The organism is Candidatus Accumulibacter propinquus (assembly GCF_056856495.1).
The window spans coordinates 597,130-610,064 of sequence record NZ_JBSEHC010000003.1; the positions used below are offsets into that span (position 1 = coordinate 597,130).

7 protein-coding genes are annotated in these 12,935 nt (G+C 67.7%); 4 read left to right on the forward strand and 3 right to left on the reverse strand.

The window, feature by feature from the left end:
• Window positions 1–11 precede the first annotated feature (11 nt).
• From AC15MQ_RS08820 to AC15MQ_RS08830, 3 genes are read right to left on the reverse strand one after another with little or no spacing between them, the layout of a single operon-like run.
• Entirely contained in the window at window positions 12–2,006 is a 1,995-nt protein-coding gene (locus AC15MQ_RS08820; protein WP_483079911.1) for a transglutaminase-like domain-containing protein, read from the reverse strand.
• Entirely contained in the window at window positions 2,003–3,343 is a 1,341-nt protein-coding gene (locus AC15MQ_RS08825) for a DUF58 domain-containing protein (RefSeq protein ID WP_483079912.1), read from the reverse strand. The genes AC15MQ_RS08820 and AC15MQ_RS08825 overlap by 4 nt, the downstream gene beginning before the upstream one ends.
• 19 nt (window positions 3,344–3,362) lie before the next feature.
• On the reverse strand, window positions 3,363–4,295 hold the full coding sequence (locus tag AC15MQ_RS08830) for an AAA family ATPase (protein ID WP_483079913.1): 933 nt from the start codon (window positions 4,293–4,295) through the stop codon (window positions 3,363–3,365).
• A gap of 438 nt (window positions 4,296–4,733) precedes the next feature.
• On the opposite strand from AC15MQ_RS08830, the gene AC15MQ_RS08835 reads away from it, so the two are divergent.
• The 4 genes from AC15MQ_RS08835 to msbA all read left to right on the forward strand — a co-directional run bounded on the left by AC15MQ_RS08835 (window position 4,734) and on the right by msbA (window position 12,887).
• Window positions 4,734–6,047, forward strand: a complete 1,314-nt coding sequence (locus AC15MQ_RS08835; protein WP_483079914.1) for a hypothetical protein — start codon at window positions 4,734–4,736, stop codon at window positions 6,045–6,047.
• Window positions 6,025–8,592 carry a tetratricopeptide repeat protein gene (locus AC15MQ_RS08840; RefSeq protein WP_483079915.1) on the forward strand — a complete coding sequence of 856 codons (2,568 nt, stop codon included), beginning with the start codon at window positions 6,025–6,027 and terminating at the stop codon, window positions 8,590–8,592. The genes AC15MQ_RS08835 and AC15MQ_RS08840 overlap by 23 nt, the downstream gene beginning before the upstream one ends.
• A 34-nt stretch (window positions 8,593–8,626) precedes the next feature.
• Window positions 8,627–10,924 (forward strand): penicillin-binding protein 1A, encoded by a 2,298-nt coding sequence (locus AC15MQ_RS08845; RefSeq protein ID WP_483079916.1) that lies wholly within the window; start codon window positions 8,627–8,629, stop codon window positions 10,922–10,924.
• A 166-nt stretch (window positions 10,925–11,090) separates the two neighbouring features.
• Window positions 11,091–12,887 (forward strand): lipid A export permease/ATP-binding protein MsbA, encoded by a 1,797-nt coding sequence (gene msbA, locus AC15MQ_RS08850; RefSeq protein ID WP_483079917.1) that lies wholly within the window; start codon window positions 11,091–11,093, stop codon window positions 12,885–12,887.
• Window positions 12,888–12,935: the final 48 nt, after the last annotated feature.

Below are 12,935 nucleotides of genomic sequence, written 5' to 3' on the forward strand. Positions count from 1 at the left end.
TTTGAGATGGATCACTCCGGGTTTCCCCGTTTATTCTGCTGACCCCGCCGCGGCGGGGTTTTCTTTACACGGATTGATCCTGCATCGATCGGGTTGGCGCTTTCGGGAGCAGGGGGCGAATGCGTAGTCACGGGCGGACCATAGCGCTCCCGGTACAGGGCTTCGATCAGCTCGCCAGCCGCCGTCAGCCGCGGCGCGTCGAGAACCGGGCGGCCTTCGCGGCCAAGCCGCGCCAGCCACGCTCGCGGGGGTTCGCCCAGGTGCCGCCCAAACCCGCGGAGCGCAAACTCCTGTTCGAGCGCCCGGAACGATCGCATCTCCGCACCGGCCGGGTATTCCGGCGCGTCGCAGGTGCCAGCCCCGCCGGATTTCCGTCGCGGCCGCGCGCGTCGCAGCACCAGCCACGCCAGCAGTGCCGCCAGCGGCGCGACGAGTGCCAGGGTCGTTACCGGAAACTCCGATGCGGCGACATCTCGCCGCCATTCGGCGAAACGCCGCCAGGCAAAGGACAGCAGATCTGCCAGCGGCCGCCAGAACGGAGCCACATCCTCCTCGACCGTCAGCCAGGTCGAGGGTGTCGTATCGACCTCGACCCAGCGGCCATCGACAAAGCCCTCGGCCCAGGCGTGCGCGTGTCGCTGACGCACCACGAAGGCCGCTTCGAGTCGGCTGTACTCCTGCACCGAATAGCCGGTGACATAGCGCGCCGGGATGCCCAGGGCGCGCAGCAGCAGCACGGTCGCGCTGGCGAAATATTCGCAATGGCCGGCGCGATCGCTGAGCAGGAAGCGTTCGAGGTCGCGTCCGCCGCGCTGCTCGTCGCCCAGGAACAGGGTGTAGCGGAAGTGTCCGGCGAACCAGTCCTGCAGACCCGTCAGCCGTTCCTGCGAGCTGCCTGGCGCCAGCGCCGCCAGCGCCGGCAAGCGCTGCAGCAGTTCGGCAAAAGCGGGCGGCAGCGACAGGTCGGCGGCTTCGGGGTGGGTCGATACGGCGACCGGCGCCCGGGCCACCACGACATCGAGCAGCGGCGGCGCTGCTTCGGCACGGATGATCCCATAGGCATTGCGCCGCAGCATTCCCGGATCATTCCCGACGGGTTCGGCGCCGATCGGGACCGGCACGATGGCGATGCCCTTGCGGCTTTGCCCGTGCAGCGTCAGCCATGCCGGGCCGCTGGCCGGCGTCGGTGGCAGCGGCGTAAAGGAATCCCGCCGCGCCAGCCAGGCGCCATTCGCGTAGCGGCTGAACACGCCGTTGCGCAGCAGCAGCGGCGCCACCGCCGGCGGCGCCTGCTCGACTCGCCAAAGGATGCGCTCGGAGCGCTTGACGCGACCGAGGTCGCCGATCCGCGTCTGGCTGTGGTAAGGGTCGGGGTCGGTATCGGACAGGGCATCGATGCCCCATTCCTGCAACGCGAGTTGCGTGCGCTGCAGCCCGGCGCCGACCCCATAGGCCACGGCGATTGCCACCAGCGCGGCGAGCACGAAAGCCGCAAGCGCGGGCGTGCGCGGCGCGGGTCGCGCAGCGTACAACCACAGGACCAGCACGCTCGCCAGGGCCCAAAAGAACCAAGGCGACGGCCTGGCCAGGACGCTCGCGGCGAGCAGGGTCATCGCCAGGTAGGGCGCGCCCAGGTTCGCCAGGCGGTCGGCCTGAGGGTGCGTCGAGCGACGCAAGGTCAACGCCAGATGCCGCAGCCGCAGCGGCGTGGCGCTCAGCGCATCGACCAGCAGCAGCGGGAAGAGCGCCGCGGGCAGCCAGCCGGTGCCGGCCAGCAAGCCTTGCGGCAGGCCCTGAACCAGCAGGAATCCCGCGCCGGTCAGCAGCACGGCGAGTGCGGACAGATCGACCGCACGGTTCAGGTCGCGATCCGACAAAGTCAGCCGCACGCCGCTGGCCGCGGCCAGCAGGCGGGCGACGGCGAGCAGCGCGGCCAGCGCCTGCTGGCCGCTGGCGAATCCCCACAGCAGCAGCGCGGCCGCCTGCAGCCAGGCCGGCGTCGTCATGTCGCCGACGTCGCGGCGGCGGGTTCGGAAACGGCGATGCGCCTGACGATGCCGGCGAAGCCCGCATCGTCGCCCGCCGCTTGCGGGTCATGCGGCGCCACGACCAGCACCGTCGGTCGCACCCCGCGCGCCAGCAGGCGCCGCACCGCGTGCCGGCGGGGCTCGTCCCACGCCAGGAGGATCAGGATCACCGACGAAAGCTGCGCGGCGTTGCGCTCCAGCGTCGCCAGCAGGACGTCGATACTCGCCGGTGGCGTGGTCGCGACGGTCGCCAGCACCCGCAGCAGGGCATCGGCGCCGCCGAGACCGCGGCCAGCCGTCAGGCGATGCACCCGCTCGCCGACAAACAGCAGGTCGAGCAGGCTGTCGGCGTCGCGCGGCTGGGCGACCAGCCAGGCGGCCAGCGAAACCGCCGTCTCGAAGGCCGGCGCGAACGCATACGCTGCCGCGGTATCCAGCAGCAGCGCGTGCCGCGCGAAGAATTCCTCCTGGAATTCGCGCACCACCGGCTTGCCGGTGTGGGCGAAACTGCGCCAGTGGATGGCCCGCAGCGGATCGCCCGGCCGGTAGTCGCGCAGGGAGCGGAACTCCTCGGCATCGCCGACGTGCCGCGCCAGCGAAACGCCCCCGGGCTGGTGCAGACGACGGCTGATGGCGGCCGGCAGTTCTACCGGCAGGCGCGTCGGCAGCACCGCCAGCGTGGCTTCCACGGCGGCGACCGGTACGCGCGTTTCCACCAGTCCGAGCGGACCGGTGATGACCCGCGCCAGATGCTCGAAGACGGCGAGACCACGCGCGCTGGGCCGCAGCGGCACCTCAATGTCCTCCCGCTGGCCGGGGTGCAGCGCCGGCACCCGGATCCGCTGCACGTCGATCGCGCGCAGCCGCCGCAACAGGTCCAGGAACGCCGGGTAGCCGATCCGCTGGTCGAAGCGGTTGGTCGCCGCCGCGCTGCGGAAATGTGCGAGCGATGCCGGCGACGGCCACGGCTGGCGCAGTTGTTCGACGAGCTCGCCGGCCTGCACGGGATGCGCCTGCAGGTTCAGCACTTCGATGCGGTAGCGCGCCGGCTCACCGGCGGTCACGAACTCGGGCAAATGGCGGCGCACCGCCAGGCGTGGCGCACGCCGGCGCAACAGCCGGGCGCCGGCCGCGTCCACGGCGACGCCGCCGGCGCCCAGGGAGAACAGCAGGTGCGCCAGATTCGCCTGGGTGTCGAGCCCGAAAGCCCCGGCAAAGGCCGTGAGCGCGACAATCACCAGACCGGCTGGCGTCAGCCGCTCGCGCAGCCCGCGCGAGGTCACGAAAACCAGGCGGAAGAGCGTGAGCTTGTGCATCGCCGCCGGCGACCGCCAGTCAGAGCGGCACCGGGATCCGCGCGAGAATCTCGCGGACCACTTCGGCGGCGGTAGAGCCGGAATAGCGCGCCTGCGAATCGAGCGCCAGGCGGTGGGCGAGCACGTCCGGCGCGATGTCCTGGATGCTGTCCGGGGTGACGAACGCGGCGCCATCGAACAGGGCCAGCGCCCGCGCCAACTGGAAGATCGCCATCGACGCGCGCGGACTCGCTCCCATCTGTACCGCCGGGTGCGTGCGCGTGGCCTGGACCAGGCTGACGATGTAGCGGCGCAACACCGGCGCCACCGGGATCGCCGCCGCGGCATCGCGTGCCGCCAGCAGACCGGCCACCGTGGCGCAGGGCACGAGCTGATCGAGCGGATGGTGCGCGGCGCTGTAGTCGAGCAGGCGCTCTTCCTCGGCGGCATCGACGTAGCCCAGCGCGAGCCGGATGCCGAAGCGGTCGAGTTGTGCCTCGGGCAGCGGATAGGTGCCGGCCTGCTCGACCGGGTTCTGCGTGGCGATGACGAAGTAGGGTTGCGGCAGCATCCGCCGCTGGCCGTCGACCGTCACCTGCGCCTCGGCCATGGCTTCCAGCAGGGCCGACTGGGTGCGCGGCGAAGCGCGGTTGATTTCGTCGGCCAGCAGGACATGGGCGAACACAGGTCCGGCGTGGAAGCGAAAGGATTGCGTCTGCGCGTCGAAGATCGAGACGCCGACGATGTCGCTGGGCAGCAGATCCGGAGTGAACTGCACGCGCGAGAAAGTGGCCTCGATCGAACGCGCGAGCGCCTTGGCCAGCGTCGTCTTGCCGGTGCCGGGGTAGTCGTCGAGCAGCACGTGCAGGCCGGCCACCCAGGCGGCAACGATCTTGCGCACGTTGGCCTGCTGCCCATGCAACACCTTCGCCAGGTTGGCCGCGATGGCGCGCGGCGCGGTGATCTCGGTCATCGGGAAGTCACTCCGGCAGGGGGCGGTATTCCCGCGCAAACCACCTGGCCAGGGCGGAGCCGTGGGTCAAGTCGCTGGATCAATGGTTCTACCCTGTCCATCGGTCGGCGGATTGAGTCGAGTCCGAAATTTACAGCAAATTTCAGAACCCACAGCACGCAACAGGTCACATGTATACCTCCTTATCCATTTCGGACACCTGCGGAGCCTTGCGCAGGGCAGTGGCGGAAGGCTTCGTGGCGCCCTTCAGGCGGACCGGTACCTCGCTCAGGCTCACACCACGTTGGACAAGGCTTGCGGTTGACAGGGTTGACCAGGCCGCGGATACTCAGCTGGCTATATTGCTCAACTGGCGAATGTCCTGCACTTGCCGGTGTCAGGGAGAGATTCCTGGCCGCGCGGCCCGCGTCGCAGGGCCAGGCCTACGGAGACTGCAGCATGCCTTTGACGGCGAACACCCGCGAACAACTCAAGACGCTCTACAACGCGCTCGCCGACCGCGTGCTCGAACCGGGTGACCCGGTGTACGTGGCGCAGGTCAACTGCCAGGGATCCAGCGATGCCGTTGAGGAAATCGCCAACGAAGTCGAGTGGCAAGACGGCGGTGGCGTGTGCTTATTTACCGGCCAGCGCGGCACCGGCAAGAGCACCGAACTGAAGCGTCTGAAAAAGCGGCTCGAGGACGGCGGGGCGGTGGTCTTCTACGCCGATCTTTCGGAATTCCTGCTGCTCACCAAAGAGGTCGAGATCAGCGATTTCCTGGTATCTGTAGCCGGCGCGATGTCGGAGCAGGTGCTGGCCGCCTACGGCGCATCGCCGGGGAATCGCAGCTACTGGCAGCGCTTCACCCGATTCATGGAAAGCCGGGTAGAGGTAGGCGAATTCACGGCGAAATTGCCCGGCCTGGACATCAAGGCAGCGCTGAAGAGCGACCCCGATTTCAAGCGCCGCGTCCAGGAGGCGGCGCGCGGCCACGTGGCTCAACTGGCGCGCGAGGCACACGACTTCCTCAGCGAGGCGGTGGGCTTCGTTCGCCAGCGCGAGGCAGACCCGGCGCGCAAGGTGGTGCTGCTGATCGATTCGGTCGAACGCATCCGCGGCGTCGGCCGCGAAGCGATGGCGGTCTACGAGAGCGTTCGCAACCTGTTTTTCGGGCATGCTGAGCTCCTGCGCGTGCCATTGCTGCATCTCGTCTATACGATTCCGCCGTACCTGTCGGTGCTTGGCCCTGGGGCCGGAGCGTTGATGGGCGGTGCCGTTCCGCGTCGGCTGGTCAGCACGCACATCTTCAGGGACCGCAGCCGCAACACCGATCCGGATGGGCTGGGCGTTCTGCGCACGGTGGTCGAAAGGCGCTATCCGGGCTGGCGGGCCTTGTTCGAGCAGACAGCGCTCGACCAACTGGCGATCAGTTCGGGCGGCGACCTGCGCGAGTTCTTTCGCCTGATCCGTCTGTGCCTGCCGGCGGTGCGCGACGACGCGCAACTGCCGCTGGCGCGCACTGCCGTCGGGCAGGCCGAGAACGCCGCGCGCAGCGAGATGCTGCCGATTCCCGGTGAGCATCTGGCGTGGTTGCAGCGCATTGCCAGGACCCACGACACCTGCCTGGAAAAGGACGCCGACCTGCCGACGCTGGCGCACTTTCTCGACAACCGGCTGGTGCTCAATTACCGCAACGGCAGCGACTGGTACGATGTGCATCCGCTGCTGCGCGAACTGGTCGACGCGCATGACGTCCGCTCTGGCGCTTGACGCGCCCACCGAGCGTGTCGCCGTCAATCTGCTGCGCCACCTCGAGTGGCAGGACGCAGGCTTCTCGCTGATCTTTCTGTTCGCCGATGTCGGCCCATCACTGCAGATCGCCGACTGGCTCGACCAGCGGCTGGCGCTGCAGGGCAGGCCCTTGCAGCGCCGCGAAGCCAGCGACAGCTTCGTGCGCCACCCCGAGGCGGCGGTCGATGAACTCGTCGGCCGTTTTGCGGAACTGTCGACGCAGGCCGGCGGCGTCTGGTACGCGCTTCAGCGACACCCTGGCGATGAGCAGTGGAATCGTGCCCGCACGCTGTTTCTCGCGCGTCTCAACGAACGCCGCTTCTTGCTCGAACGCGACCTGAAGCGGCCGCTGCTGCTCGTCCTGCCGGCCCATTTTCGTCCCGAGACGCGTGCCATAGCGCCAGATATCTGGCACAAACGCGACCTAAGCGAAGAGCTGCGCCTGCCTCCAGACGGCGTATTGAAGCCGAACCATGTCGGGGTGGAAGCAGCGGCGCGGGTGGCGACGGGGAACGACTCGTTGCCGGCGTTCGCCGAATGGCAGCGGATGGCGTCGGGACCGCTCCCCGAGCAGGCGTTTCTGCCGACCGCGTGGCAAGCCTGCGAGGAACTGCTCGCTGCCGGCCGGCCCGCTGATGCCGAAGGGGTTGCCCGCAGCGCGCTGTTGCTGGCCAGGCGTCGCGCGGCCGCTGACGACGCGGGCGAGCGCGACCTGATGGTCTCACTCGGTATGCTAGGCGGTGTGGCGGAAACGCAGGGCGACTGGGCACAGGCCGAGAACGCCTACCGCGAAAGCCTGGCGCTCGGGCGCCAACTCGTCGAACGGCTGGGTGGCACGCCGCAGTCGCTGCGCGACCTGTCGGTTGCGCTCGACAAGGTCGGCGGTGTGGCGGAGCGGCAGGGCGACTGGGCACAAGCCGAGAACGCCTACCGCGAAAGCCTGGCGCTCAGGCATCAGCTCATCGAACGGCTGGGTGGCACGCCGGAGTCGCTGCGTGACCTGTCGGTTGCGCTCTACAATGTCGGCGGTGTGGCGGAGCGGCAGGGCGACTGGGCACAGGCCGAGAACGCCTACCGCGAAAGCCTGGCGCTCGGGCGCCAACTCGTCGAACGGCTGGGTGGCACGCCGCAGTCGCTGCGCGACCTGTCGGTAGCACTCAACAAGGTCGGCGGCGTGGCGGAGCGGCAGGGCGACTGGGCACAAGCCGAGAACGCCTACCGCGAAAGCCTGGCGCTCAGGCATCAGCTCATCGAACGGCTGGGTGGCACGCCGGAGTCGCTGCGTGACCTGTCGGTTGCGCTCGACAATGTCGGCGGTGTGGCGGAGCGGCAGGGCGACTGGGCACAGGCCGAGAACGCCTACCGCGAAAGCCTGGCGCTCGGCCGTCAGCTTGTCGAACGGCTGGGTGGCACGCCGCAGTCGCTGCGCGACCTGTCGGTTGCGCTCGAAAAGGTCGGCGGTGTGGCGGAGCGGCAGGGCGACTGGGCACAGGCCGAGAACGCCTACCGCGAAAGCCCGGCGCTCGGGCGCCAACTCGTCGAACGGCTGGGTGGCACGCCGGAGTCGCTGCGCGACCTGTCGGTTGCGCTCGAAAAGGTCGGCGGTGTGGCGGAGTGGCAGGGCGACTGGGCACAGGCCGAGAACGCCTACCGCGAAAGCCTGGCGCTCAGGCATCAGCTCATCGAACGGCTGGGTGGCACGCCGCAGTCGCTGCGTGACCTGTCGGTTGCGCTCGACAATGTCGGCGGTGTGGCGGAGCGGCAGGGCGACTGGGCACAGGCCGAGAGCGCCTACCGCGAAAGCCTGGCGCTCAGGCGACAACTCGTCGAACGGCTGGGTGGCACGCCGGAGTCGCTGCGCGACCTGTCGGTTGCGCTCTACAAGGTCGGCGGTGTGGCGGAAACGCAGGGTGACTGGGCACAGGCCGAGAACGCCTACCGCGAAAGCCTGGCGCTCGGGCGCCAACTCGTCGAACGGCTGGGTGGCACGCCGGAGTCGCTGCGTGACCTGTCGGTTGCGCTCTACAATGTCGGCGGTGTGGCGGAGCGGCAGGGTGACTGGGCACAGGCCGAGAACGCCTACCGCGAAAGCCTGGCGCTCAGCCGTCAGCTTGTCGAGCGGCTGGGTGGCACGCCGGAGTCGCTGCGCGACCTGTCGGTAGCACTCGACAAGGTCGGTGGTGTGGCGGAAACGCAGGGCGACTGGGCACAGGCCGAGAACGCCTACCGCGAAAGCCTGACGCTCAGCCGTCAGCTCATCGAGCGGCTGGGTGGCACGCCGCAGTCGCTCGACGATCTGGCCGTGTCCCTGTCCAATGTCGCCCTTTTGCCCGGCGAGCACGCGGCGGTGTGCGCCGAGGCGATTGAACTCTATCACCGACTGAGTCAGCAGTTTCCGGGGGTGGCGCGCTACGCACAACAATTGCAGGCGCTGGGAATGCGTGCTGCGTCCAACGTAGCCGGCGCACCCCAGGCGCCGCGCCCGCGCGATGCACGGGCCTTTCCGGGCCGCCGTCCAATATAATGTCGGGCATTCGCCCTTTCTGCCGGAACTTCTGTTGCCTACTGTACTCCGCTGGTTGCTTTACCCGCTGGTCGTGATCCTCGGTCTGGCGGCGATGGCGGTGGCCATGGCCGCCGTAGTCCTGAGCATGACCTACCCGAACCTGCCGTCGCTGGAGATCCTGACCGACTATCGGCCGAAGGTGCCGTTGCGCGTCTATACGGCCGATGGCTACCTGCTCGGCGAGTTCGGCGAGGAGCGGCGCGCGGTGGTCAGCATCCAGGACGTTCCGGCGGTGATGAAGCAGGCGATCCTGGCCGCCGAGGACGAGCGCTTCTATCAGCACGGCGGCGTCGATACGCAGGGCGTCCTGCGCGCCCTGTACGCCAACCTGGTGAGCGGCGGCAAGCGGCAGGGGGCATCGACGATTACCCAGCAGGTGGCGAAGAACTTCTTCCTTTCGTCGGAAAAGACCTATACTCGCAAGCTCTACGAAGCGCTGCTGTCGTTCAAGATCGAGCACAATCTGAGCAAGGACCAGATCCTCGAGCTGTACATCAACCAGATCTTTCTCGGACAGCGCGCCTACGGTTTCGCCGCGGCCGCGCAGATCTATTTCGGCAAGCCGCTCGGCGAACTGACGCTGGCCGAAGCGGCGATGCTGGCCGGTCTGCCCAAGGCTCCCTCGACCTTCAATCCGGTGATCAACCCGAAGCGCGCGCGGCTCCGTCAGCAGTACGTGCTGCGGCGGATGAACGAACTGGGATTCATCACCGATGCGCAGCAGGAAGTCGCCCTGCAGCAGCCGCTGGTGATCAAGCGCGAGGTCAACAGCACGCCGGTGCACGCCGGGTTCGTCACCGAAATGGCCCGCCAGATTGCCGCCGAGCGTTTTCCCGACGACGTCTATACGCGCGGCTTGCGGGTGTATACGACGATCGTCAGGGAAGATCAGGAGGCCGCCTACAACAGCGTGCGCCGCGGCGTCATGGATTACGACCGGCGGCACGGTTATCGCGGTGCCGAGGCCTACGTCGACATCAGCGAGATCAAGTCCGAACAGGACGAGGCCCTCGACGAGCTGCTGCTCGAATTCCAGGATGCCGAGGACCTGCATCCGGCGATCGTGCTCGATATCGACAGCAAGCGGATTCGCGCCTACCGCCGTGGTGGCGAGATCGTCACCCTCAGCGGCGAAGGCCTGAAGTTCGCGGCCCGGATGATCGATGACAAGGCGCCACCGAACAAGCGCCTGCGGCGCGGGGCGGTGATTCGCGTCCAGACCGACGACAAGGACACCTGGCGGATCGTGCAACTCCCCGAGGCCGAAGCCGCTTTCCTGGCCGCCGATCCGCACGACGGCGCAATCCGCGCACTGGTCGGCGGTTTCGACTTCAACCGCAACCAGTTCAATCACGTCACGCAGGCGTGGCGGCAACCGGGGTCGAGCTTCAAGCCCTTCATCTATTCCGGCGCACTCGAAAAGGGCTTCACCCCGGCCTCGGTGATCAACGACGAACCGATCAGCTTCCCGTCTTCGGTCACCGGCAGCCAGTCGTGGGAGCCGAAGAACTACGACGGCAAGTACGAGGGCCCGATGCGCATGCGCACCGCGCTCGCCAAGTCGAAGAACATGGTTTCGATCCGCCTGCTGCAGGCGAGCGGCGTGCGCTTTGTGCAGGACTATGTCACCCGTTTCGGCTTCGAGGCCAGCAAGCACCCGCCGTACCTGACCATGGCGCTGGGCGCCGGCTCGGTCACGCCCTGGGAGATGGTCACCGCCTACGCGGTGTTCGCCAACGGCGGTTACCGCATCCGGCCCTACGTCGTGCGCGAGATCCAGGACGACAAGAAACAGGTGCTGGCGCGCGCCGAACCGATCACCGCCGGCGACGAAACCCTGCGCGCGATCGATCCACGCAACGCCTACCTGATGGACAGCATGCTGCGTGATGTGACCATCTACGGTACCGCGGCGCGGGCATCGTCCACGCTCAAACGCCGGGATCTGGCGGGCAAGACCGGCACCACCAACGAGCACGTGGACGCCTGGTTCTGCGGCTACCAGCAAACCGTCGTCGCCTGTTCGTGGATCGGTTTCGACCAGCCGCGCAATCTGGGCAGCGGCGAAACCGGCGGTACCGCCGCGCTGCCGACCTGGATCAGCTACATGGCCAAGGTTCTCAAGGACATTCCCGAGTCGTTCCTGCCGGCTCCCGAGGGCGTCGTCGCCGTCGCCTCTCCGAGCAGCAGCGGCAAGGGTCCGGCCGAGGAGCTGTTCTACCAGGAAAACGCGCCTGCCGAACTCGAACCGGAGCCGCCGGTCGACCACAGCATCAAGCCCGAAGACTGACGACCAGCGCCGGCGGTACGGCTGCCAACGTACGCTGCCGCGATCGGCGTCTCGCCGGTGTGGCAGGGTCGGTCTGCGGCGCCGGCTGAGCGGTCGGGACGGCGGGTTACCGTGTTATACAGTGTTACACTCCGGCCTCGCAGTTCCCCGCAGGCCGCCGTCCCCAATGTCCTCCGCCAGCCAGCCCACGCCTTCCTCGTTGCGCATCTATTTTCGCTTGCTCGGCTACTTGCGGCCCTTTCTCGGGCTGTTCGGCGTCAGCCTGCTCGGCTACCTGATGTTCGCCTCGTCGCAACCGATGCTGGCCGGGATTCTCAAGTACTTCATCGATGGCCTGAACGCAGCCGGCGGCAAGATACCGTACGCACTGCCCCTGCTCGGCGAGATGGACCTGATCCACGCCCTGCCGGTGCTGCTGGTGGTCGTCGTGAGCTGGCAGGGCCTTGGCTCGTTCCTCGGCAACTACTACCTGGCGCGGGTCTCGCTCGGCCTGATCGACGACTTGCGGCGTGGTCTTTTCGACAGCCTGCTGCGGTTGCCGAACCACTACTTCGACCAGCAGAACTCCGGACACCTGATCTCGCGCATCACCTACGACGTGACGATGGTCACTGGCGCCGCCACCGAGGCAATCAAGGTGGTGATTCGCGAAGGCATGACCATCGTCTTCCTGTTCGGCTATCTGCTGTGGATGAACTGGCGACTGACGCTGGTGATGGTCGCCATCCTGCCGATCATCGCCCTGATGGTGGCCAGCGCCAGCCGGAAATTCCGCAAGCAGAGCCGGAAGATCCAGGTGGCCATGGGCGACCTGACGCATGTCGCGTCGGAAACCATCCAGGGTTACCGCGTGGTGCGCAGTTTCGGCGGCGAGGACTACGAGTCGGCGCGCTTTCGCGCGGCCAGCGCCGACAATACCGCCAAGCAGTTGCGCATGGTCAGGACCGCCGCCAGCTACACGCCGGCGCTGCAGTTCGTCACCTTCAGCACCATGGCCGCGCTGCTGGTGCTGGTGTTGTTGCTGCGCGGCGACGCCTCGGCCGGCGACCTTGTTGCCTACATCACCGCCGCCGGCATGTTGCCGAAGCCGATCCGGCAGATTTCCGAAGTCAGCGCCACCATCCAGAAGGGGCTGGCGGGCGCCGAGAGCATCTTCGCCCAACTCGACGAGGCGCCGGAACCCGATCAGGGGACCGTCGAAAGGGAGCGGGTCGAGGGCCGGCTGCAAGTCAGCGATCTCTCATTCGCCTATCCCGGCAGCGCGCAATGTGTGCTCGACAAGGTCAGCTTCTCGGTCGAACCGGGACAGATGGTGGCCCTCGTCGGACGCTCGGGCAGCGGCAAGTCCACACTGGCGAACCTGATCGCCCGCTTCTACAACCACGATTCCGGCCACATCCTGATCGACGGCGTCGATGTCGAGGACTACACGCTGCGCAACCTGCGTAGGCACATCGCGCTGGTGACCCAGCAGGTGGTGCTGTTCAACGACACGGTGGCCGGCAACATTGCCTACGGCGACCTGGCGTCGGCGCCGCGGGCGGCGATCGAGGCGGCCGCCGAGGCAGCCTTTGCCCGCGAGTTCATCGACCGGCTGGATGCCGGCTTCGACACGCTGATCGGCGAGAACGGCGTGATGTTGTCCGGCGGACAGCGGCAGCGCCTGGCGATTGCCCGCGCGCTGCTCAAGGATGCGCCGATCCTGATCCTCGACGAGGCGACTTCGGCGCTGGACACCGAGTCGGAACGCCACATCCAGAGCGCGCTCGACCGCGTGATGGCCGGGCGGACGACGCTGGTCATCGCCCACCGCCTGTCGACCATCGAAAGGGCCGACCTGATCCTGGTCATGGACCAGGGACGCATCGTCGAGCGCGGCACGCACGCCGAACTGCTCGCCGGCAATTGCCACTACGCCCGCCTGCACGCCCTGCAGTTCGGCGATGAAAATACACCAGTGTAATCAGTTATTGCTTCTGGCACACAACGGTATGAAGAATTGGGATATCAC